Below are 22,926 nucleotides of genomic sequence, written 5' to 3' on the forward strand. Positions count from 1 at the left end.
GTTTCGTCGTGTCCAGTCTCCGCCCGTCGCAGGGCAGCCACTTCTACGTCTTGACCGTGGACAAGCCCGGTCTCGCCGCGTCTACGCGGACCGGCACCTACTCTCCGCGCCCCGGTACCACCCGCGCGGACGCCTTCCAGGAGCTGTTCGACCTGGTGACCAGCGCGTACCCCCACCTGGCCGGCGCGAACGTCACCTTCTTCGCCCTGGAGCGCAACCAGATCTGACCCGCACCGTCCGCAGAGGCCCGGCCCCAGCCTCCACAGCATCCGGCCGGGCCTCCTGTCTCCCCAAGAGGAGCGCTCACAGCATGACTGACACCAGTACGGAAGCGGTAGCAGCCCCTGCGGCTGCACCCCCGCCCACCAGTGAAAAGACACCAGAATCGGCCCCCGCCCCGGCACCTGCCGGTGGGCAGGTCGGGCACACGCCGGGCGGTTGGCCGGTGGTGCCGCTCGCGATGACCGGCGCCAACTCCACCGCCGGGCTGATCGCCACCGCCGCTCTCACCGGTGGTCCGGTCGCTGCCGCGGTCGCGGCGACCGGTGCCGTGGTCCTCGGCACGGTCGCCGCCACCCGCGCCGCGCGCAAGCGCACCGCGGCACGCGGCACGGCCGGATCAGCTTCCCTGTTGACGCCGCGCGGCACCGGGTCGCGCGTGCCTGGTGGTGTTCCCGTGCAGGGCCGACGCTCCGGGCGTACGAGTACGGGCGGTGGCCGCGGCGGGGCGGGGCTCACCTCTCGTTCCGGCGGAGTCGCTGCCAAGTCCCTTACCGGCAAGGGTCGGCATGCCGCTCCGTCGTCTGCCGGTGGTGGGCGTTCCTCGCTCGCGTCGGGCCGTGCATCGGCCGGCCGTCTTGGGCAGGTCAGGGCGCTGCGGCAGGCGGCCAGGCAGCAGGCGCCGACCCGCGCGACCGCCCGGTCGCAGGGTGCGGCCGACCGCCGGCAGGTGGCGGACGCTCGCCGCGCGGCCAAGTCTGCGGCCCGTACGGCCCGTTCCGCGTCCAAAGGCGGCATCGGCCGCGCCATGAGCAGGGGCATGGGGCGTGTGGGGCGGATGCGCGACGCGGCGGTCGGTAAGGCCCGTGCTGCGCGTGACCGGCGCGCGCAGAACCAGGTCGACGGCAAGCGGGCGTCGGTGCGTCATGCGGCGGCCCGGCGCCGGGCCAGGTCGGCTCTGTGGCGTTCCGCGCTGCGGCTGCAGGGGCGTCGTCTGCTGGCCGCGGTCCTGGCGGCGCCGCTCGGGGTGCTGGGTGTGCTCACCACCCCGCTTGGCCGGCGGATCGGCTGGTCGTGGCTGATGTATCCGGGACGCCGCTTCTACCGGCGTCTGATCGGTGCCGCGCAGATGGAGCGGGACGCGCGTGACCACGCGATTCGTGCCGCTCTGGACAGTGAAGCGGTCGCGTTGGACGCGGCGGCTGAGAACGAGGGCGAAGAGATCGGGGACCGCGTCGAGCGTCCCGCACGGCTCATCCCGAGCGCACCGGGTCCGTATCAGGAGGTTGTGAACGTGTCTGGATTCCGTTTCGAAGAGGCCGCGGCCGAGATGGAGAACGCCGCCCGCACCTACGACCCGGACGGGAGCATGGAGATCCTGGCCATGGTCGAGAACCTGCCCGAGGCGCTGACGTCGGTGGCCAGTACCTTCCGCATCCTCGCCGAGCGCTCCGACAGTGAGTTCCCGTTGGAGAAGGGCGTCGCGGACGGCTTCGACGACATCTTCCGGGTCCTGATGAACGCCGTGGACGCGGCCGGTGACCTGGGGCCGCTGTTCCGACTGGCGCACGAGGCGGACATCGCCCGTCACGAGGACCCGCGTAACGGGCCCGAGGCCGAGAAGGGCTGGAACGTCTGATGAGCACCAACACCACCACCAGCAAGAAGACCCAGAAACAGAAGCAGGATGTGAGCGGTGGGCCGGTGTGGGACTGGGCGGCCGGTCATGGACCGGTGACCGGTGCCCTGTCCGCCACGACCGGCGCGTTCGCTGTCGCCACCACCGGCGCGGCCACTGGCATGCCTCCCGGCTGGGTGCTCGCGGCCGGCGCTGCCGGGGCGCTCGGTCATACGGTGGCCGGGCTGCGGGTGCGTAACGCGGGGCGTACGATCGCCACCCGCGCCGCGTCCTGGCTCGTCGGCGCCGGCTGGACCACGTGGGCCATGACCACCGGCCCCCTGACCTGGGCCGCCCTGGGGTCGCTGGCCACGATCGGTATTGGCATGGGCGCCGCCGCCCGCACCGCGAGCCTCTACGAAGAGGCGCGGGAGGAGGAGGCCATTGCCGCGGCCGAACGCCAGGTCGCCGCCGAGTTGTCCGCGGACCGCCGGGCCATCGCCGCCGAGTGGGTCGACCGGGTGCGGCGGGTGTGCGGGATCACGCTGCGCGTGCTCGCGGTCGAGATGTGGCCGACCGGCACCGGCTTCACCATCGACGCCGAACTCCCCGCCGGCGGCACGACGTACGACCGGATCGCGAAGGAGACGGCGCAGCTCAGTGCGGATGCGCGCCTGCCGCACGGCTGCACCGCCACCGCCGGGCCCGGGATCCACCAGGGCCGTGTTCTGATCGATGTCACCACCGCCGATGTCCTGTCCGCCGAACTCACCTACCCCACCGACTACGGGCCGCTCTCCATCTACACCGGCCTGCCCTGGGGCTACCGCACCAACGCCGAGGAGATCTGCGCGTACCTGCGCGAGCAGTGCGCGCTGGTGGTCGGGCCGACCGGGTCGGGCAAGACGAACATGGTGCATGTCATCCTCGCCGGGTTCGCCCGCGCGGTGGACGTGCTGACGTGGGTGATCGACCTGAACGCCGGATCGGCCGGCCTACCCTGGGTCCGCCCCGCCCTCGACAGCCAGGGGCAGACCGCAGGCGGAATGAGGCCCGGTGTCGACTGGCTCGCCGGCACCTACGACGAAGCGCTGCTGATGCTCGATGCCGCAGTGAAGGTGGCCAAGCACCGCAAGATGGCCTACCAGGACCTCCTGTCGCAGGCGAACACCGATCTCCTGCCGGTCTCCGCGCAGATTCCTCAGATCATGCTCGTCATCGATGAGGGCGCGGAGATCCTGGCGAGCAACGACAAGCAGATGCGCAAGCTCGGGGAGAAGATCCTCGAAGTCATCCGCATCGCACGCGCCATGGGCATCCGCACCGTCCTCACCGCGCTCGGTTCCACCGGCTCCGTGCTCGGCAACCTCATGATCCGCCGGGAAGCCAAGGTGCGGGTCGCTTTGACGGGCGGCGAGACGGAAGGCATGGACCTGTCCAAGCAGTTCCCCGGCTCCCGCGGCCTGCGCGTCGACCAGGCCCCCTACAAGGGCTCCGGGTTCATGGCCACCCCCGAATCACCGGTCGCGCTGTTCAAGAACTGGCGCATCCTCCCCAACCAGATCCGCGACATCGTTGCTGCCACCTCCGACCGACACCCCACCCTCGACACCCCCTCGACACGCGCCGCCGGACCCGCGTACGCACGGCGCTGGGACACGGCCCGCACCGCATGGATGCGCGACCACCTCACCACCACCCCCGACGCCGGGCGGCACGCGGAGTCGTCGCCTGCCGTGGGCGGGGCCACGGGCGGGTCGGGGCTGAACCTCTCCGCCCTGCGAGACACCGACGCACCACAGCCGGGCGAGGACGAGCTGGCGCGGCAGTTCATGCAGCAGATCGACGCACAGTTCGGCACCACCCCCGAACCCGGCGCCGACACCGGCCAGTCGGGTGCGGACCGTGCCGAGGGCGGGCTCAACCTGTCCGCCCTGCGCGACGAGGACAGCACGGACAGCGGCCCGGCATGGCTCGCCGAAGCGCTCGACGCGATCGAGTCTGCGGGCGCTGCGGGGATGAAGCCCAAGGCCGTCGCGGACCTCGTAGGGCGCAGCCGGCAGGCCGTGCGCGACGCGCTCAAGGCCGCAGCCGAGCGCGGGGAGCTGACCTACCGGGACAACGGACCGCACTCCGTCTACGTCCACCCCAACCACGCCTGAGCGCCCACACAGCGCTACCGGCTAGTGGCTACCGCCAACTTGCCACTAACCGGTAGAACGGCCCTCTACTGGCCACACAGGGGCTTTCAACAGGTGCTTTGTCACTAGCCAGTAGGCAGTAGCCACTAGTCACTACAACCACACACCGTCACCAACGGGCCCCGCCGGAGCGCCTTCCGGCGGGGCCTTTCCGTACCCGGAAGGAGCACGTCATGAACGACCGCGAACCCCGGGGCACCCTCCCGCCGCACATCCCCGCCGACGCTTACCGCCAGGCGCAGACGACCGGCCAGCCCATCGTCATCGTCACCAGCGCCCCCGCGCAGGGCCGTCCGGCCCGCGCCTACCTGCTCCCGATAGTCGTCGTCACCACTGGCGCCATCGGACTCCTCGGCACCATTGCCGCGGTCCTCGCGCTCATCGAATTCGCGGCCCGCACCGCAGCTGTTGTCGCCGGCGCCGCCGGACCGATCGGCATCGGCGGTATCACGCTCAAGCTCGCCCGCCCGAAGGGCAAATGACGCCCGGGGTGACCGCTCCGTCTCGCCAAAGATTCGCGGTCGCCCCGGGCTCCCAGCCCACTGAAGAGAACTGGAGACATCCAGCATGACTCATGAACCCCCCTCCGCGCTGCTGTCCGCAGCGCTGGACGCCGCCGAGCGAGGGTGGGCGGTCTTCCCGCTGCGTCCCGGCGACAAGCGCCCCGCCCTGCATGGTGAGTCCGTCTGCCCCGGCATCGGGGACTGTGCGGGTTTCCACCGCAAGTGGGAGGACCGGGCCACGACCGACCCGGACCGTATCCGCCGGGCGTGGTCCACGCTTTCCTTCAACGTCGGTGTGGCCACCGGCCCTTCCGGGCTGGTCGTCGTGGACCTGGACATGCCCAAGCGCAAAGGCGGCAAGGGCAGTACGGACACGCCTTCCGGCGTGACGACCTTCAAGGCGCTCTGCGAGCGCGCCGGACAGGTAGTCCCCACCACCTACCGGACCCGGACCGCGAGCGGCGGCGAACATCTCTACTTCGCCACGCCGCCCGGTGTCCGGCTCGCCAACACGGCGGGCAGGCTCGGGCCCCTGATCGACACCCGAGCGTGGGGCGGGTACGTCGTCGCCGCCGGAAGCGCCACCGCCGCCGGGCCCTACACGATCATCGACCCGGCCCCCGTCGCCGCACTCCCGGATTGGCTGCGCGCCCGCCTGACGGCCCGCCAAGCGTCCCGGCCATTAACGGTCGTCGCGCCACCGTCCCGGTCCTCCAGGTACGCGACAGCGGCTCTCAGGGCCGAGACCGCGAACGTCGCGGGGGCGGGTGAAGGGGTGCGGAACTGGACGCTGACCCGGGCCGCCCGAGCTCTGGGGCGGTTCGTTGCGTCCGGCGCCCTCACACGCGCTGAGGTGGAAGAGCCTCTTAAGCGGGCAGGAATGGCGGCCGGTCTGCGGGAAAGCGAGTGCGCGCCCGTCATTGCCAGCGCCCTGAACTGGTCGATTGCCCACAACCCGACCCGCACGGCGTCATGAGCGCGCCCCCGAATCCCCCCATTAAGAGGCAGTTCAACACCGACCTGCCCCGCCCCGCCGAACCGGCCCCGGCCCCGTCCAGCAGTAGCGCGCTGAAAGTCGCCGCCGAAGGCGTCCCCACTGCTGTTCGCCCTGACCCGCAGAAAGACTCCGGGCTCTACGTGGTCGCCCGGCTGCGGATCACCGCCCCCAGAGGCGCCACCCCCACCGCCGCATCGTCCTGCATGTGCGGACGCGACCTGTTCGCCTCCGGCCACCACCAGGTACTCGCCCTGATCGAGAGCCACGCCGCCCACCGCACAACCTGCCAGCTACACACCCCGCAGGAAGAAAGGAACGCCGCATGAACGACATCGACGGCGCGGCCCTGCTCAACGAAGTGGAAGCTTTCCACCGGCGCTTCAACATCTTCCCCACCGAGTCCGCGTACGTCGCGGTCGCCTTGTGGGACGCGCACGCCCACCTGATCGACTGCTTCGAGACCACGCCCCGCATCGCGTTCCTCTCCCCGGAACCGGGGTCGGGGAAGTCCAGGGCGCTGGAGATCGTGGAACTCCTCACCCCCCGCCCGGTCAGCACGGTGTCCGCGTCCGCGAACGCGCTCTACCGGCTGGTCGACTCCGCCGAGGGCCTGCCCACGGTGCTGTTCGATGAGGTGGACACCATCTTCGGCCCCAAGGCCGGTGCGGACGAGGCACTGCGAGGCTTCCTGAACGCCGGATACCGGCGCATCGGCGGCGCGCTGCGGTGCGTCGGAGAGGGGTCCAACCAGAACGCGCAGGTCTTCGGCTCGTACTGCGCCGTCGCCATGGCGGGGCTTGGTTCGCTCCCGGACACGGTCCTGACCCGGTCGGTCATCGTCCGCATGCGCAAGCGGGCCCCCAACGAGTCGGTCGAGTCCTACCGCCAGCGCACCCACGAGAAGCAGGGCCACGCCCTGCGGGACCTGCTCGCCAAGTGGGCCGACACCGTCCGCGACCTGGTCGCGGACGCCTGGCCGGAGATGCCCGACGGTGTCACCGACCGGCCGGCCGACGTGTGGGAACCGCTGCTCGCCGTCGCGGACGCGGCCGGCGGGGACTGGCCCTCCCGGGCCCGCGCGGCGTGCCTGGAGCTGATCAGTGCCGGGCACGACAACGACGAAGCTTCCACCGGGATCCGGCTCCTCACCGATCTGCGCGACAAGGTGTTCTGCGGCGCCGACCGGATGCCCACCGCCGTCATCCTCGAAGTCCTGCTCCGCATGGACGACGCCCCGTGGGGCGACCTGGACGACAAGCCGCTGAACTCCCGGACCCTGGCCAAGCTGCTCGGCCAGTACGTCACCCCGGCGAACAAGCCCATCAAGCCACGCGGCATCCGCACCCCCTCCGGCTTCCCCAAGGGGTACTACGCCGAGGACCTCGCGGACGCGTGGAACCGGTACTGCCCTCCGTCCCCCGGAGAATCCGCCACGTCCGCCACGTCCGCCACACCGCAGGTCAGCGGGGGTGAATCCGTGGCGGATACCGCCACGGTCATCCGCCACATGTCTGCGGAAACCGCCACACCGCTCTTCCCGGTCGCCGGCTGAGCCCCAGCGCCACCAGGTGCCGCCACACCCCACGTGTGGCGGCACCTATCCGCCACACATTCGCTATCCGCCACAAACTCAGGCCCCTGACCTGCGATGTGGCGGCGTGGCGGACGTGGCGGATCTCCCAGGACAGGGCGGACACGCCCGCCCGCCACGCACTGAGGAGCCCATCGAATGCGCACGTCTCGCCCTGACGTTGATGACCCCACGCTGGCACTGCTCACTGTCGAAGAAGCGGCCCGTCGACTCCGCATCGGCCGCACCCTCTGCTTCCGGCTCATTGGCACGGGAGAGCTGGAGTCCGTCCCCATCGGCCGGCTCCGCCGAGTGCCCGCCGTTGCCATCCCCGAGTACGTGCGCCGGTTGCGCGCCGCCAACAAGCCAGCCGCCTGAAAGGGCCCCTTGTGGAAGAGAAGAAGCGCACCCGCCGGGCCAACGGCGAGTCGGCCATCTACTACGGCAAAGACGACCGTTGGCATGCCCGGGTGCCGATGGGCTACAAGGACGACGGCACGCCCTACCGGCGCCACCTCACCCGCCCCACCCGCAAAGAACTGGTTGATGAGGTCCGCAAGCTGGAAAAGCAGCGTGACCAGGGATCGGCTCAGCAGCCCGGCAAGCCGTGGACGGTCGAAAAGTGGCTGTGGCACTGGGTCGAGAACATCGCCAAGCCGGTCGTCAGCGAGAACACGTACGACGGTTACGAGGTTGCCGTTCGCGTCCACCTCGTAACCGGCATCGGCAGGCACCGCATCGACCGCTTGGAGCCGGAACACCTGGAAAGCCTCTATGGCCGCATGCAGAAGAACGGCAGTAAGGCCGCTACGGCTCACCAGGCACACCGCACCGCCCGCACCGCCCTCGGTGAGGCGGTGCGGCGCGGCCACGCCACGAAGAACGCCGCAGCGCTGGCCAAGCCGCCGCGGATGGAAGAGGAAGAAACGGAGGTTGAGCCCTACTCCGTGGAAGAGGTGCAGCGACTCCTGCTCGAAGTGAACAAGCGCCGGAACAGCGCCCGCTGGATGCTGGCACTGGCCCTCGGACTCCGGCAGGGCGAGACGCTCGGCCTCCGGTGGGCGGACGTTGACCTGGACAACGAGTACCTGAAGCTGCGCCGGAACCGGCTGCGACCCAAGTACGAGCATGGGTGCACGGAGGCAGCGCCGTGCGGCCGGAAGGCCGGCTACTGCCCCGACCGCGTCCAGGTACGGCGCGAGACCAAGAACACCAAGTCCCGTGCCGGGCGTCGAGCCGTACCCCTGCCGGGCCCGCTGGTCTTGATGCTGCGCTCGCACAAGGAGGCTCAGGCCCGGGAGCGTGAGACCGCCGGGAACCTGTGGACCGAATCGGACTACGTCTTCACCAAGCTCACGGGCGGACCGCTGAGTCCGAACACGGACTACCACGACTGGAAGCGACTTCTGGACGACGCCGCGGTCCGGGATGGCCGGCTGCACGATGCCCGGCACACCGCCGGAACGGTCCTCATGCTGCTGGGCGTACCGGACCGGGTCATCGACCAGATCATGGGCTGGGAACCGGGCGGGGCCGCGCGTATGAGGGCGCGGTACCTCCACGTCCCCGACCACCTGTTGAAGGAGGTGGCCCGAAAGATCGGCGCCGCGATCTGGGGAGCCCCGGAAACAGCCCTTGTGGACAAAGACCAGGACAACGGGGGCTGAGACAACGTCGTAGGCCCCCACCGCGTGCGGTGGGGGCCTACGACGTATTGCCCGGTGAGAGCAATGGCGGAGGATACGAGATTCGAACTCGTGAGGGGTTGCCCCCAACACGCTTTCCAAGCGTGCGCCCTAGGCCTCTAGGCGAATCCTCCGCGGCAAACAATACAAGACGCGGGGGAGTGCTCGCGAACTCGTTCGCGCCTCCGGCATCGGGTACTGTGTGCGGAGCCCCTCACGTGGCGCTATCTGACTGAACTCCCCCAGGGCCGGAAGGCAGCAAGGGTAGGTTGGCTCTGGCGGGTGCGTGGGGGGCGCTTGCGTTGGGGGTGGTGGTATGGGGGCGTTGTCGTAGGGGGCCTATATCGTCGTAGGTGTGTCGTCCCTTGCGCTCTACCGCCGCTACCGCCCCGAGTCATTCGCCGAGGTCATCGGGCAGGAGCATGTCACTGACCCGCTGCAGCAGGCCCTGCGGAACAACCGGGTCAATCACGCGTACCTGTTCAGTGGGCCGCGCGGCTGTGGGAAGACGACCAGTGCGCGCATCCTCGCGCGGTGTCTGAACTGTGAGCAGGGGCCCACGCCGACCCCGTGCGGGACGTGCCAGTCCTGTCAGGACCTGGCCAGGAACGGGCCGGGGTCGATCGATGTCATCGAGATCGACGCCGCGTCGCACGGTGGCGTGGACGACGCCCGTGATCTGCGCGAGAAGGCGTTCTTCGGGCCTGCGAGCAGCCGGTACAAGATCTACATCATCGACGAGGCGCACATGGTCACCTCGGCGGGCTTCAACGCCCTGCTGAAGGTGGTCGAGGAGCCGCCGGAGCATCTCAAGTTCATCTTCGCGACCACCGAGCCCGAGAAGGTCATCGGCACGATCCGGTCGCGGACGCACCACTATCCGTTCCGGCTGGTCCCGCCGGGGACGCTGCGCGATTATCTCGGTGAGGTGTGCGGGCAGGAGGGGATCCCGGTTGCGGACGGGGTGCTGCCGCTGGTCGTGCGGGCCGGTGGCGGGTCCGTGCGTGACTCGATGTCCGTCATGGACCAGCTGCTCGCGGGCGCGGCCGAGGACGGTGTGACGTATGCCATGGCGACGGCCCTGCTCGGATATACGGACGGGTCGCTGCTCGATTCGGTGATGGACGCCTTCGCGGCGGGCGACGGCGCCGCGGCGTTCGAGGTCGTGGAGCAGGTCATCGAGGGCGGCAACGACCCGCGGCGCTTTGTCGCCGATCTGCTGGAGCGGCTGCGTGACCTGGTCATCCTGTCCGCCGTGCCGGATGCCGGGGAGAAGGGGCTGATCGACGCACCCGCCGATGTCGTCGAGCGGATGCAGGCCCAGGCGTCGGTCTTCGGTGCGGCCGAGCTGAGCCGGGCGGCCGATCTGGTCAATACCGGGCTGACGGAAATGCGCGGGGCCACGTCGCCCCGGCTGCAGCTGGAGCTGATCTGCGCGCGGGTGCTGCTGCCGGCGGCCTTCGACGACGAGCGTTCGGTGCAGGCGCGGCTCGACCGGCTGGAGCGGGGTGCGGCGGCCGCGTCCTCGGCCGGGGCCGCCGCCTTCTCGGCCGGCGGTCCCGGGCCCGCGATGGGGTACGCGCCCGGCCCGACGATGGGGTACGTGCCCGGACCCGAGGCGCACGCTCCCGCTCCTGTGCCGGCCGCTGCGCAGGGCGGCCCGCCTGCCGCGTCTCCCCCCGTACCCGAGCCCGCCGCCGCACCCGTACCCGCGCCCGAGCCCGCCGCGGAGCCGCAGCGGCCCGGTGCGTGGCCGGGGGCTGCCGCGCCGGACGCAGGTCGCCGTCCCGGGGGGTGGCCCACCGCGTCGACGCCGGGGCAGGGACCGGGGCAGGGCCGGCCAGCCGCCGCCCCCTCCCCGGCCGCGCCGGAACCCGCTGCCGCCGCCCCCGCGGCCGCCGCGCCGGGCCTCGGTATGACGCAGGGCGCCGGTCAGGTACGGAACATGTGGCCGGACATCCTGGAGGCCGTGAAGAACCGCCGGCGCTTCACCTGGATCCTGCTCAGTCAGAACGCGCAGGTCGCGGGGTTCGACGGGACGACGCTCCAGGTCGGCTTCATCAACGCGGGCGCCCGCGACAACTTCACGAGCAGCGGCAGCGAGGACGTGCTCAAGCAGGCGCTGTCCGAGCAGTTCCACGTGCAGTGGAAGATCGAGGCCATCGTCGACCCGTCGGGTGGCACCCCGCCACCGCCCCAGGCAGGCGGCGGAGGCGGATTCGGCGGTGCCGGTGGCGGCGGGTACGGCGGCGGTGGCGGAAACGGTGGAGGGAATGCCGGTGGGTACGGCGGCCGCCCCGCGGCCCCCGCTCCTGCCCCGTCCCCCGCGCAGCGCCCCTCCCCGCAAGCCCCGACCGGCATGTCGTCGTCGGCGCCCGCATCCCAGGCACCCGCCGCCCCCGCCTACACCCCGGCGCGATCCGAGCCGCCCAGGGCGGACAGCAGGCCCACCGCGCCCCCGCCGCCTCCACCAGTGGCCCCGGAGGACGACACCCCGGAGGAGGACGATCCGGATCTCGTCGACTCCGCGCTCTCCGGCCATGACCTGATCGTGCGCGAGCTGGGCGCGACGATTGTGGAGGAATATACGAACGACTAGGCGGCCGGTTCTGGGTGGCCCGTACAAGGCCCGCACACGGAAGGGTGCCCTGGCCGGGCTAGGCTGCCTCTCGTGAAGGTCCTTGTCATCGGCGGCGGCGCCCGCGAACACGCCCTGTGCCGCTCTCTCTCCCTCGACCCCGACGTGACCGCTCTGCACTGCGCGCCCGGCAACGCCGGTATCGCCGACGTCGCCGAGCTGCACCCGGTGGACGCCCTGGACGGCGCGGCCGTGGCCCGCCTCGCCGCCGAGCTGGAGGCCGGTCTCGTCATCGTCGGGCCCGAGGCGCCGCTCGTGGCGGGGGTCGCCGACGCCGTACGCGACGCGGGCATCCCCTGCTTCGGCCCGTCCCGGGAAGCGGCGGAGCTGGAGGGCTCCAAGGCCTTCGCCAAGGACGTGATGGCCGCGGCGAACGTTCCGACGGCCCGTAGCTACGTCTGCACCACGCCGGAGCAGATCGACGACGCGCTGGACGCCTTCGGCGCGCCCTACGTCGTCAAGGACGACGGTCTCGCCGCCGGCAAGGGTGTCGTCGTGACCGACCACATCGCCGCGGCCCGCGAGCACGCCCTCGCCTGCGGCCGCGTCGTCATCGAGGAGTTCCTCGACGGCCCCGAGGTCTCGCTCTTCGCGATCACCGACGGTGTGACGGTCCTTCCGCTACAGCCCGCGCAGGACTTCAAGCGCGCCCTCGACAACGACGAAGGCCCCAACACGGGCGGCATGGGCGCGTACTCCCCGCTTCCGTGGGCCGACCCCAAGCTGGTGGACGAGGTCATGGAGACCGTCCTCCAGCCCACGGTCGACGAACTGCGGCGCCGCGGTACGCCCTTCTCCGGGCTGCTGTACGCCGGTCTCGCGATCACGAGCCGCGGGGTACGGGTCATCGAGTTCAACGCCCGCTTCGGCGACCCGGAGACCCAGGTGGTCCTGGCCAGGCTGAAGACCCCGCTGGCCGGTGTCCTGCTCGGGGCAGCCGAGGGAACGCTCGCGGACCTGCCCCCGCTGACCTGGCGCGACGATGCCGCGGTCACGGTCGTCGTCGCCTCGCACAACTACCCGGACACCCCGCGTACGGGTGACCCGATCGAGGGACTGGACGAGATCGCGGCGCAGGACGCCCCCGACGCGTACGTCCTCCACGCCGGAACCCGGCTGGACGGCGGCACGGTCGTGAGCGCCGGCGGCCGCGTGCTGTCGGTGACCGCGACGGGCAAGAACCTGACGCAGGCCCGCGAGCGGGCGTACACGGCGCTGGGCCGCATCAGCCTGTCCGGCTCCCAGCACCGTACGGACATCGCCCGCGAGGCCGCGGAAGCCTGATCCCGAGGGCTGAGGGCTGAGGGCTGAGGACTGAGGGCTGAGGGCCGAGGACGACCGGCCGAGGCTGCTCCGGCCGGTTGTCCCCGTTCCGTGCCCTGCCCCGGCCCTCCCCCTCCAGCCGCGCTCCGCGGGTCCGGAAGCGTATGACATACGCCGGCGTCCGCAAGGGCTGGAGCCGTGGCCCGCTCGCCTCCCACCGGAAAACCGAGCCCGGAACCCCGCCGCGTCAGCAGCTTTGACCAGAGCCATTCCATCGGGTGACGGATGGGCTATCCGGATGACGCGTCTCCCGGGTCCAACTAGGGTGCGGCGCAAGCAGTCCGGCACTTGGCCCACCGGCATTGCGATGTCGGTGGCGGGTGCCACAGTGGGGGAGTGAGCTACACCGCCGCGGGGGCAGAGGGGGTGAGGTCCGACGATGTCCGATTCCGGTTCCGGTATCGGTGACGAGCTGGGCGCTCAGGGCGCCCGTGTCCGAGCTCTCGCCGTGCTGCGTATCCGCGGCAGGGCGCTGGCGGTGGCTCTGCTGCCCGCGGCCGTCGCCGTCGTCCTGCTCGTCGGCGGGGCCACAGGCCATATCGGTGGCGCCGGTTGGGACACCGCCCGCTGGGTCGTGACGGCCGTGGCGGTGGTCGTGCTGCTGCTCGGCGGCGCCGTCGCGGCCGTGATCGCCCGCGCCAGGCCCGCCCTCAGCCCCACCGTCCCGGTCACGGAGCGGGCGGCGCCCGATCTCTACCGGCTGGTCCGCGACCTCGCGGAGCGGCTGGAGGTGCCGGTCCCCTCCGCCATAGCGCTCACCCCCGACTGCGACAGCTGGCTGGAGGACCGTACGCATCCGGCGCACACCCTCGCCGGCGGCGGCCGCCGCAGACGGATCCCCGCCGCGCCCGTCCTCGTGATCGGCTCGCCCTTCCTGTGGTGGATGCGGGTCGCCGAGCTGCGCGCGGTGCTCGCTCCGGTCGTCGCCGGTACGGGGCCCTCCGCTCATCCCGACATAGCCGCCGCGCGCCGGTTCGTCCGCGGGCTGGACGCGGCGGTCGCCGTCACGTCCAGACCGGGCCGGGGGCCGATACGCAGAGCGGCGTTCGGCTTCATCGGCGGTATCGCCCGGCTGCTGCTGCGGAGCTGCGCCGAGCATGCCGCCCAGATGGAGCGGGGCGTCGCGGCCGCCGGTTCCGAGCGCGCACAGGCGGTGGACTACGGCCTCCGGATCGTCGCCCAGGAGCAGGTCGGTCTCGCCTACGCGGGCTGGGACCGGCTGCTGACCCGGGTCGCGCTGCCCGCCTGGCGCATGGGCCGCTGGCCCTCCCGCCTGGACGCGGGCGTGGTGTCCGCCCTCACCGAGCTCTCGCGCCGCGACCGCCTCGCCGAAGGGTTCACCTCCCGGCTCGGCGAGCGTCCCGCCTGCGATCTGCTCGAAGAGCCCGGCGCGGTCGACGAGGCCGCCTCCCTGCTTGCCGCCCGCCTCTTCCACGGCGGCCCGGCCGAGGCCGGCCCCGACTGGTCCCCGGTGGACTGGCAGCAGTATCCCGAAGAGGTCGTCGACCGTAAGTGGCGTACGGAAGCGGCCAGGCTGCACCGGGTCCTGGACGGTATGGGGGTACGGCGCTCCGTCGGCCCCTCGGGTGCCGCCCTGGCCCCCGGGCCCACGCTGGCCCGCGTGATGGACCACCTCTCCCGACGCGACGACGGAACCGGCGGGACGACCGGCGGACCCGGCGGGACCGGCCCGGGCGGCGGGACCGGCGGGACCGGGGGGATCGGCGACGCCCTGGCCGCCGGTATCAGCGCGGAGCTGGCCCGCGAGGAGGCGGCGAACCCTCCCACGCCGGCCGAGGCCGCGGGCGACGCCCTCGCGCTCTGGGGCACCGACCCGCTGCCCCTCTTCCCGCTCCAGCCGCCCCGCACCGGCCGTGAGCTGCTCGCCGACCATGTCACGGCGATGGTCTGCTGCTCCGCCGTCGATACGGCCGGGGCCGCCCCCGGCCTGGACTGGCTCGACGGCCCGACCCTCCTGGTCGACGGCGAGCGCCGGGTGGACCTGGGCGGGCACGTCCTCAGCCTGGTCGAGGAGGGCGACGCCGAGCCGCTGCGCTCCTGGCTGGCCTCGCTGGGCGTACGGGCGGAGAAACCCGTACGGCTCGTGTGAGCCCCGAGCCCGAGCCTGAGCGCCGAGCCTGAGCCCCGGACCCCGCCGCCGCAGCCCCGAGCCTGAGCCCCGAGCCTGAGCCCCGGACCCTGCCGCCGCAGCCCCGAGCCTGAGCGCCGAGCCAGAGCCCTGACCCCCGAGCCCCGCCTCCCCGCGCCGCGGTCCCGACCCCCGCCTCCGCTCGCCGCCCCTCCACCCCCTCCGTTCTCCCCGCCCCCACGCGCCCCCCTCACCACACCCCGCACCCGAATTGGCACGTTCCGTTAAGACAATTCGCGACGAACGGTGACGGGCCGCGTGCGTTATGTGATGTGCTGGAGACCGGCGCTGACAGCCGGCCGCACCACCGACCACACCCCGGCCGGACCAACGGTCGTATCACCGGCGCGTCGACACCCGCACGGACACCCGAAAGAACACCCGTAAGCACACCCGTAAGGACGGCCGTAAGCACACCCGTACCAGCACTCGTTCCGACGCTCGTTCCAACGCCTGCGTCGACGCTTGCATCAATCGCCGTGCCAACTGTTGTCACGGGCTCGGAGGAGGGGCGCACATGGGGGCGGACCAGATCCGGCGATGGGAATCGGGCGCTCTCGCCCACGCGGTGAGTGATCCCTTCGGCCAGGGCCCGCTGCCCTGGCTGCGCGGCAGTGAGAACTACTTCGACGACACCGGCCACGTCGTGGCCTGGTACGCCGACCCGACCCAGGGCCGCGGCACCGGCGGCCCCCGTACCGCCGACGACGTACGCCGTCAGATCAAGGGCTTCGCGTCCACCGGCGCCGTCGCACCCGGCGAGGCGATCGACTTCCATGTCACCGTCGACCCGCCGCAGCAGTTCTTCGTCGACATCTACCGGATCGGGCACTACGGCGGCGACGGCGCCTTCAAGATAACCACCAGCCCACGGCTCTCGGGCATCGTGCAGCAGCCACCGCTCGCCGCCGACCGCACGCTCTCCTGCCATCACTGGTGGCTCTCCTGGCGGCTCCAGGTCCCGTCGTACTGGACCATCGGCGCCTACGTCGCCGTCCTCACCACCGTCGACGGCTACCGCTCCCACATCCCCTTCACCGTGCGCGACAGCCACCCCGCCGATCTGCTCCTCCTGCTGCCCGACATCACCTGGCAGGCGTACAACCTCTACCCCGAGGACGGCCACAGCGGCGCCAGCCTCTACCACGCCTGGGACGAGCAGGGCCGGCTCCTCGGCGAGGAGGACGCCGCGACCACGGTCTCCTTCGACCGCCCCTACGCGGGCGCGGGCCTGCCCCTCCATGTCGGTCACGCCTACGACTTCATCCGCTGGGCCGAGCGCTACGGCTACGACCTCGCCTACGCCGACACCCGCGATCTGCACGCCGGCCGCGTCGACCCCACCCGCTACCGGGGCCTGGTCTTCCCCGGCCATGACGAGTACTGGTCCGTCCCCATGCGCCGCACCGTCGAGCTGGCGCGCGAGCAGGGCACGTCCCTCGTCTTCCTCTCCGCCAACACCATGTACTGGCAGGTGGAGTTGGGGCCTTCTGCCTCCGGCGTCCCGGACCGCCTCCTGACCTGCCGCAAGCGCCGCGGCCCGGGACGCTCCGCGCTCTGGCGTGAGGTGGACAGGCCCGAGCAGCAGCTGCTCGGCATCCAGTACGCGGGCCGCGTCCCCGAGCCGCGCCCGCTGGTCGTACGGAACGCGGAGCACTGGCTCTGGGAATCCACCGGCGCGGCCGAGGGTGACGAGATCGAAGGACTGGTCGCGGGCGAGGCCGACCGCTACTTCCCCCGTACGGCCCTGCCCGAGCACCAGGACCGGATGCTGCTCGCGCACTCCCCGTACCGGGACAGCGAGAACGCCCTGCGCCACCAGGAGACCTCGCTCTACCGCGCGCCCTCCGGCGCTCTCGTCTTCGCCTCGGGGACCTTCGCCTGGTCCCCGAAGCTGGACCGCCCCGGCCATGTCGACCCCCGCGTCCAGCGCGCGACCGCCAATCTCCTGGACCGCATCTGCAAGCGGGACTGAGCACGGCCCCCGGGGCTGAGCATGACCCCGGGGCTGAGCATGACCCCGGGGCTGAGCACGACCCCGGGGCTGAGCACGACCCTCGGGACCGAGCACGGCTGAAAAGGAAGCACGACCGAAGAGAAAGAGGGACCGAACGGGCGGGACTGACGAGGGCGTACGGCACCCCTGCGAGCTGGTACTTCCGGCATACGGGAGAATCAAGGCGATCTTCAGATCGGACAGAACCACGGGGAGGAACCGTGTCCGGATTCGTCGAAAAGCCCGAACCTCTCGAGGTCCCGGGTCTGGTACATCTCCACACCGGCAAGGTGCGCGATCTGTACCGGAACGAGGCGGGCGACCTCGTGATGGTCGCCAGCGACCGTATCTCCGCGTACGACTGGGTGCTGCCCACCGAAATCCCCGACAAGGGCCGGGTTCTCACCCAGCTCTCGCTCTGGTGGTTCGACCTGCTCCAGGACCTCGTACCGAACCATGTGATCTCCACCGACCTCCCCGCCGGCGCCCCCGCCGACTGGGCCGGCCGCACTCTCATCTGCACCTCGCTCCGGATGGTCCCGGTGGAGTGTGTCGCCCGCGGCTATCTCACCGGCTCGGGCCTCGTCGAGTACGAGCAGTTCCGCACCGTCTGCGGACTCGCGCTGCCCGAGGGGCTGGTGGACGGCTCCGAGCTGCCCGCCCCGATCTTCACCCCCGCCACGAAGGCGGCCGTCGGCGACCACGACGAGAACGTGCCGTACGAGGAAGTGGCCCGTCAGGTCGGCGCGGAGGAGGCCGCCCTGCTGCGCCGGACCACGCTCGATGTGTACGGGCGGGCCCGCGACATCGCCCGCGACCGCGGAATCATCCTCGCCGACACCAAGTTCGAATTCGGCTTCGACGGCGACCGGCTGGTGATCGCCGACGAGGTGCTGACCCCCGACTCCTCGCGTTTCTGGCCGGCCGCCACCTGGGAGCCGGGCCATGCCCAGCCGTCGTACGACAAGCAGTACGTACGCGACTGGCTGACCTCCCCGGCCTCCGGCTGGGACCGCAAGAGCGAGCAGCCGCCGCCCGCGCTGCCGCAGGAGATCGTCGACGCGACCCGGGCGAAGTATCTGGAGGCGTACGAACTCCTCACCGGAACCAGCTGGCAGTAGCCCACGCGGCGAAGCAGACACGAAGAGAAGAAGCGGCCACGAAGAGAAGCGGACACGAAGAGAAGCGGACACGAAGAGAAGCGGACACGAAGAGAAGCGGACACGAAGAAGCCCCCGGTCAATTCGACCGGGGGCTTCTTCTTCTGAGCGGACGACCAGGTTCGAACTGGCGACCTCAACCTTGGCAAGGTTGCGCTCTACCAACTGAGCTACGTCCGCATGCGCCGTGGCGCGAGCACCACTATACCCAACCCCGCTCGCGTGCGAGACGCACTGCCGTATGCCGGTTCTCCGCCCCCAGTTTGGAGGCGGCCGACGACAGATAGTTCCGTACGGTCCCCTGCGAGAGCGAGGCGCGCTCCGCGATCTCCGCGATCGGCGCACCGTCCGCCGCCAGCTCCAGGACCTCGGCCTCCCGCACGGTCAGCGGCGAGTCGCCGGCGGAGATCGCGTCGGCCGCCAACTCCGGGTCCACGAAGCGGTTCCCCGCGTGCACCGTACGGATGATCTCGGCGAGCTGGCGTGCGCTGACCGTCTTGGGCACGAAGCCCCGTACGCCCGCCGCCAGCGCTCGCTTCAGATGGCCGGGACGGCCATGACTGGTCACGATCATCGTCCGGCAGCCGGGCAGTTCGGCCCGGAGCGATGTGGCGACTTTCACACCGTCCGCGCCCGGCATCTGCAGATCGAGGACCGCCACATCGGGGCGGTGTGCCCGTGCCATCGCCAGCGCCTCGGGGCCGGAAGCCGCCTCGGCGACCACCACCAGATCGTCTTCGAGCGCGAGCAGCGCGGCGAGCGCGCCCCGGATCAGGTGCTCGTCGTCGGCGAGCAGGACGCGCACGGGGACGGGAGCGGGAGTGGCCGAGGGAGGAGCGGTCAAGGGAGCGGCCAGCCGGGTGGGTTCGGGGGTAGCGGGTACGGACATCATGCCGCCACCTCCTTGCCGGGCGCGGCACCGGCCGGCCCGGACCCGTCGGCGACAGCGCCCCCGGACGAACCCTCGCCCCCGGACAACCCGTCGGCGACGGCGCCCCCCGACAACCCCTCGCCCCCGGACGCCGCTCCTCCCCCGCGCCTCGCCACCGGCAACGGCACCCGGGCCGTCAGCCGGAAGCGCCCGGCGCCCGCCCGCCCCGCGTCCAGCGTGCCGTTCAGCGCGCTCAGCCGCTCTCGCAGCCCCGCGAGCCCGGAGCCCTTCCGCCCCCCACCCCCGGTTTCGTCGGCCGCCTCCGGCACACCGTCGTTCTCGACGACCAGGATCGCCTCGCGCCCCTTCAGCTCCGTCAGCCGCACCGTGCACCGCCGCGCGTCCCCGTGCCGCAGCACGTTTGTCGTGGCCTCGCGCACCACCCACCCCAGGGTCGACTGGATCTCGGCAGACAGCCCCCTGCCGTCGTCGCCCTCGATCACGCATTCGATGCTGGCCGCCTTCAACACCCCCTGGGCTCCCTCCAGTTCGTTGTGCAGATCCGCCTCCCGGTAGCCGCGCACGACATCACGGATCTCCCGCTGCGACTCCCGGGCGATCCGCTGCACCTCGGACATCTGGGCCACGGACTCCGGCCGGCCGCGCTCGGCCAGCTGGACCGCCAGCTCGCTCTTCAGCGCGATCACCGCCAGATTGCGGCCCATGACATCGTGCAGATCGCGACCGAAGCGCAGCCGCTCCTCCGCGACCGCGAGCCGCGACTGCAGTTCGCCCGCCGCGTCCAGATCCCAGACGGCTTTGAGCAGCCAGGCGGAGAAGACATAGGTGAGGACGAGGCTCGAACCGGTGGCGGCGACCCCGAGGGCGTTCCCGAAGACGTTCCGTCCCGCCAGCCCGAGCAGCAGACTGGCGGCCGCCACGGCGCCCGCCATACCCAGCACGGCATACGTCATCTGCGCCGCCGTGCGCAGGCCCAGCGCGATCGACCCCAGGCCGAAGCCCGCGAAGCCGCCCAGGGACAGCGCGTACACCGTGTTGTCGGGGATCGTGTCCGTACCGCGCAGCGCGAGGGCGGCGAAGAGGCCGGCCGTGGACAGCACCGCCACGGCCAGCACGAGCTTCACGGGCTGATCGCGCCGGCCGAGCCGCCAGTCCAGGGCTCTGGCCTGGAGCGCGGTGCACAGCCCGGCATGCGTACAGACCAGCAGGAACAGCCAGCCGCCGAGTGGCCCCGTCTCGCGGGGGAGCGACGGGATGCCGATCGCCACCACCTCGATGACCCCGAAGAAGTGGAACGACCAGCGGGTGTAGAACTCGATCTTGACCGGCTTGCTCTTCCGGTGCCACCAGCCCGTCAGCGTGGCCATCCGCGTCCCCTCCCCGGTGTAACCGCCGCGGCGTGTGCCTCAGCGGCGCGGCTCCCAGCGGAACCACCGCTGTACAGCAAACACCGCGAGTACGGTCCAGGCCAACGCGTTGAGCGCCGCGCCGAGCAGGTCGTACCCCTCGACACCGCCCAGCCAGCCGGCCCGGATCAGGGTCATGACGCCGGTCACCGGCAGCAGCTCGCAGACGGAGGCGACCGTGTCGGGCAGCGCGTCCAGCGGGACGAACAGGCCCGAGCCGACCACCGAGATCAGGAAGAGCGGCATGGTGGTGAGCTGGGCGCTCTCCACGGTCCTGGTGAACGCGGAGGTCGTGGCGGCCAGCGCGGTGAGCAGCACCAGACCGCCCAGCACCCCGAGGACCAGCACCACGGGCTGCTGCGGCGCGCTCAGCCCGAGGAACACGACGCCGGCCGCGATCATCACGGCACACTGCGTGAACGCCAGCGCGGCCGCCGGCAGCGCGGTGCCGGCCAGGATCTCCCGGTCGGGCGCCTCGATGGTACGGAGCCGCTTGAGCACCAGTTCCTCGCGCCGGGCCGTGTACGCGGTGGCGAGGTTGGCGTACACGGCGAAGATCAGCACCATGCCGATCCCGCCGATCATCGCCACCTCGGCGACGGTCATCCCGGCCTTGTCGAGGTTGACGCCCCCGAGCGACGCCTTGATGGCCCCGATCATTCCCAGCGGCACCAGCACCGCCGAGAAGAGCGCCGTCTTGTTCCGTACGAGCAGCGTGAGCTCGGCCCGCCCGAGCGCCGCGAGGCGTCCCGAAGTCGTCGTCCGCCGCGCGTTCGTCGTCGTGCTCGCCTCTGTGGTCACCGCGCTCATCACGCATCCACCTTTTCCGCGCTCCGCGCAGCGATATCGAGAAAGGCCTCTTCGAGGGAGGCGGACCGGGCGTCCAGCCCCTCCAGCTGTACGTCGGACTCCTCGGCCCACCGCAGGAGTTCGCCCAGGTCCCGCTGAAGCCGCTGGGTACGGATCTCGACCTGCCGTCCCTCCACCCCGGCCGTCAGTGACAGCGGCAGCCGGGAGGCGTCCACTCCGGACGGCAGGACGAAGCGAATACGGGCCGGCCGCGCGGCGGTCACCTCGGCGGGGGTTCCGGTGACCACGATCCGCCCCTGGTGCATGATCGCCAGCCGGTCGGCGAGCGACTCCGCCTCTTCCAGGTAGTGCGTGGTCAGCAGCACCGTGGTGCCGCCGTCCCGCAGCGCCCGTACCAGCTCCCAGGTGTCACGGCGCCCTTCGGCGTCCAGACCGGTCGTCGGCTCGTCGAGGAAGAGGACATCGGGCCGGCCGAGCAGCGCGAGCGCCAGATCCAGGCGGCGCCGCTCACCGCCGGACAGCTGCTTGACCCGTACGCCCGACCGCTTGCCGAGCCCCACCAGGGACAGCGCCTCATCGGTCGGCCGGGCTCCGCTGGTGCAGCCGGCGCACATCCGTACGGTCTCGGCGACCGTCAGATCGGAGGGGAAGCCGCCCTCCTGGAGCATCACGCCGATCTGCGGGCGCACGGCCGCCCGTTCCTTGTACGGGTCATGGCCGAGGACCCGTACCGTGCCGCCGCTGGGCCGGGCGAGACCCTCCAGCAGTTCGACGGTGGAGGTCTTGCCCGCCCCGTTCGTCCCGAGCAGCGCGAACAGTTCACCGCGCGCCACGGAGAAGGAGACGCCGTCCACCGCCGTGAAGCCGCCGGAATACGTACGCCGCAGCTCGTCCGTCTCGATTACCGGGACGTCCATGTGGCCGTCCTCCCAAGAAGACTCAGTCATGTCTTCCAGGTTTCCGCCGGACCGGTCTCCGGGGCAGTGCGCGCTGTCATCGCCGCCGATGACATTTGTCATCGACGGCGCACGCGAAGAAGCCCCCGGTCAATTCGACTGGGGGCTTCTTCTTCTGAGCGGACGACCAGGTTCGAACTGGCGACCTCAACCTTGGCAAGGTTGCGCTCTACCAACTGAGCTACGTCCGCAGCGCACCAGGTGACCGGTGCGGCCATCACTCTACCTGATCCACCGGAGCGGATCGGAGCGTGATGCGGAGCGGGTGACAGGAATTGCACACTGCGCCTCCCCCTTGGAAAGGGGGCGTTCTACTACTGAACTACACCCGCACGCTCCGTGAGGTTCGGGCCTTTCGGCCTTGCCCCTCGGCGTGCTCCAGACTCTAGCCGATCAGCGGGGGTGGTTCGCAACTCGGTGCGCCCCCGCGTCGCTCAACTGGCTTCACGGAACGCTTCGTAGACCCGCTTGGGGATCCGGCCGCGGGCCGGCACCTCCATCTTGTGGGAGAGCGCCCAGGCGCGGACGGCCGCCGGGTCGGGCGCGAGGGAAGTGTGCCGATAGGTCGTGCGGGACTTGCCGTACTTGCTCGCGTTTGTCTGCTTTCGGCCCGCGGCCAAGTACGGCGCCAGGGCCTTGCGCAGTTTCTTTGCATTGGCGGGATTGAGGTCGATCTCGTACGACTTCCCGTCGAGGCCGAACGTGACCGTTTCCGCCGCTTCTCCGCCATCGATGTCATCGGAGAGCGTGACCACTACGCGCTGCGCCACGGATATCGGTCCTCTCTTGCGGTACCGCTCTGT

General features: G+C 71.3%; 19 protein-coding genes, 4 tRNA genes and 1 other RNA gene. 15 read left to right on the plus strand and 9 right to left on the minus strand.

All coding sequences use genetic code 11. The features are described from left to right. Positions 1-8: 8 nt before the first annotated feature. The 9 genes from ACFVWW_RS32490 to ACFVWW_RS32530 all read left to right on the plus strand — a co-directional run bounded on the left by ACFVWW_RS32490 (position 9) and on the right by ACFVWW_RS32530 (position 8,775). On the plus strand, positions 9-227 hold the full coding sequence (locus tag ACFVWW_RS32490) for a hypothetical protein (RefSeq protein ID WP_386879394.1): 219 nt from the start codon (positions 9-11) through the stop codon (positions 225-227). Between the two features lie 233 nt (positions 228-460). Then, positions 461-1,858 (plus strand): hypothetical protein, encoded by a 1,398-nt coding sequence (locus ACFVWW_RS32495; RefSeq protein WP_386879393.1) that lies wholly within the window; start codon positions 461-463, stop codon positions 1,856-1,858. After that, complete coding sequence (locus tag ACFVWW_RS32500) at positions 1,858-3,999, plus strand: hypothetical protein (RefSeq protein ID WP_386879392.1); 2,142 nt, start codon at positions 1,858-1,860, stop codon at positions 3,997-3,999. The genes ACFVWW_RS32495 and ACFVWW_RS32500 overlap by 1 nt, the downstream gene beginning before the upstream one ends. Positions 4,000-4,211: 212 nt before the next feature. After that, a complete protein-coding gene (locus ACFVWW_RS32505) occupies positions 4,212-4,520 on the plus strand; it encodes a hypothetical protein (RefSeq protein ID WP_386879391.1) in 309 nt (102 codons plus the stop codon). A gap of 85 nt (positions 4,521-4,605) precedes the next feature. Then, positions 4,606-5,517, plus strand: a complete 912-nt coding sequence (locus ACFVWW_RS32510; protein ID WP_386879390.1) for a bifunctional DNA primase/polymerase — start codon at positions 4,606-4,608, stop codon at positions 5,515-5,517. Beyond that, positions 5,514-5,864, plus strand: coding sequence for a hypothetical protein (locus ACFVWW_RS32515; protein WP_386879389.1), 351 nt, complete (start codon positions 5,514-5,516; stop codon positions 5,862-5,864). The genes ACFVWW_RS32510 and ACFVWW_RS32515 overlap by 4 nt, the downstream gene beginning before the upstream one ends. Then, on the plus strand, positions 5,861-7,090 hold the full coding sequence (locus ACFVWW_RS32520; protein ID WP_386879388.1) for a DUF3631 domain-containing protein: 1,230 nt from the start codon (positions 5,861-5,863) through the stop codon (positions 7,088-7,090). Before ACFVWW_RS32515 ends, ACFVWW_RS32520 begins: the two co-directional genes overlap by 4 nt. A 177-nt stretch (positions 7,091-7,267) precedes the next feature. Continuing rightward, positions 7,268-7,486, plus strand: coding sequence for an excisionase family DNA-binding protein (locus ACFVWW_RS32525; protein ID WP_386879387.1), 219 nt, complete (start codon positions 7,268-7,270; stop codon positions 7,484-7,486). Between the two features lie 11 nt (positions 7,487-7,497). Beyond that, positions 7,498-8,775, plus strand: coding sequence for a tyrosine-type recombinase/integrase (locus ACFVWW_RS32530; protein ID WP_386879386.1), 1,278 nt, complete (start codon positions 7,498-7,500; stop codon positions 8,773-8,775). Between the two features lie 64 nt (positions 8,776-8,839). Here the strand turns inward: ACFVWW_RS32530 and ACFVWW_RS32535 are convergent. Beyond that, positions 8,840-8,927 (minus strand) — tRNA-Ser (locus ACFVWW_RS32535). 71 nt (positions 8,928-8,998) lie between these two features. Here ACFVWW_RS32535 and ffs point away from each other — a divergent pair. From ffs to ACFVWW_RS32565, 6 genes are all read left to right on the plus strand, one after another. Further along, an RNA gene (gene ffs, locus ACFVWW_RS32540) (signal recognition particle sRNA small type) lies at positions 8,999-9,097 on the plus strand. A 51-nt stretch (positions 9,098-9,148) separates the two neighbouring features. Further along, positions 9,149-11,392, plus strand: coding sequence for a DNA polymerase III subunit gamma and tau (locus ACFVWW_RS32545; RefSeq protein ID WP_386879385.1), 2,244 nt, complete (start codon positions 9,149-9,151; stop codon positions 11,390-11,392). Between the two features lie 72 nt (positions 11,393-11,464). Next, complete coding sequence (gene purD, locus ACFVWW_RS32550; protein ID WP_386879384.1) at positions 11,465-12,715, plus strand: phosphoribosylamine--glycine ligase; 1,251 nt, start codon at positions 11,465-11,467, stop codon at positions 12,713-12,715. Between the two features lie 418 nt (positions 12,716-13,133). Then, positions 13,134-14,864 carry a hypothetical protein gene (locus ACFVWW_RS32555; RefSeq protein WP_386879383.1) on the plus strand — a complete coding sequence of 577 codons (1,731 nt, stop codon included), beginning with the start codon at positions 13,134-13,136 and terminating at the stop codon, positions 14,862-14,864. Between the two features lie 556 nt (positions 14,865-15,420). Further along, the gene (locus ACFVWW_RS32560; RefSeq protein ID WP_384334898.1) at positions 15,421-16,878 is read left to right on the plus strand and encodes a N,N-dimethylformamidase beta subunit family domain-containing protein; all 1,458 of its coding nucleotides are present in this window, start codon (positions 15,421-15,423) and stop codon (positions 16,876-16,878) included. Between the two features lie 242 nt (positions 16,879-17,120). Next, entirely contained in the window at positions 17,121-18,020 is a 900-nt protein-coding gene (locus ACFVWW_RS32565) for a phosphoribosylaminoimidazolesuccinocarboxamide synthase (RefSeq protein ID WP_384189104.1), read from the plus strand. A gap of 146 nt (positions 18,021-18,166) precedes the next feature. On the opposite strand, the gene ACFVWW_RS32570 is transcribed toward ACFVWW_RS32565, so the two are convergent. The 8 genes from ACFVWW_RS32570 to ACFVWW_RS32605 form a co-directional block, all read right to left on the minus strand. Next, a tRNA-Gly gene (locus ACFVWW_RS32570) sits at positions 18,167-18,239 on the minus strand. Positions 18,240-18,261: 22 nt separating this feature from the next. Further along, entirely contained in the window at positions 18,262-18,948 is a 687-nt protein-coding gene (locus ACFVWW_RS32575; protein WP_386879382.1) for a response regulator, read from the minus strand. Further along, positions 18,948-20,318, minus strand: a complete 1,371-nt coding sequence (locus ACFVWW_RS32580; protein WP_386879381.1) for a sensor histidine kinase — start codon at positions 20,316-20,318, stop codon at positions 18,948-18,950. The genes ACFVWW_RS32575 and ACFVWW_RS32580 overlap by 1 nt, the downstream gene beginning before the upstream one ends. Before the next feature lie 39 nt (positions 20,319-20,357). Then, a complete protein-coding gene (locus ACFVWW_RS32585; RefSeq protein WP_384189098.1) occupies positions 20,358-21,167 on the minus strand; it encodes an ABC transporter permease in 810 nt (269 codons plus the stop codon). Next, positions 21,167-22,084, minus strand: a complete 918-nt coding sequence (locus ACFVWW_RS32590; RefSeq protein ID WP_384189116.1) for an ABC transporter ATP-binding protein — start codon at positions 22,082-22,084, stop codon at positions 21,167-21,169. The genes ACFVWW_RS32585 and ACFVWW_RS32590 overlap by 1 nt, the downstream gene beginning before the upstream one ends. 157 nt (positions 22,085-22,241) lie before the next feature. Beyond that, positions 22,242-22,314 (minus strand) — tRNA-Gly (locus ACFVWW_RS32595). Between the two features lie 69 nt (positions 22,315-22,383). Further along, positions 22,384-22,455 (minus strand) — tRNA-Gly (locus ACFVWW_RS32600). Positions 22,456-22,557: 102 nt separating this feature from the next. Beyond that, positions 22,558-22,893, minus strand: coding sequence for an Lsr2 family protein (locus tag ACFVWW_RS32605; protein ID WP_384189096.1), 336 nt, complete (start codon positions 22,891-22,893; stop codon positions 22,558-22,560). Between the last annotated feature and the right edge of the window lie 33 nt (positions 22,894-22,926).

Source organism: Streptomyces sp. NPDC058198 (assembly GCF_042882605.1).
Lineage (GTDB): Bacteria > Actinomycetota > Actinomycetes > Streptomycetales > Streptomycetaceae > Streptomyces.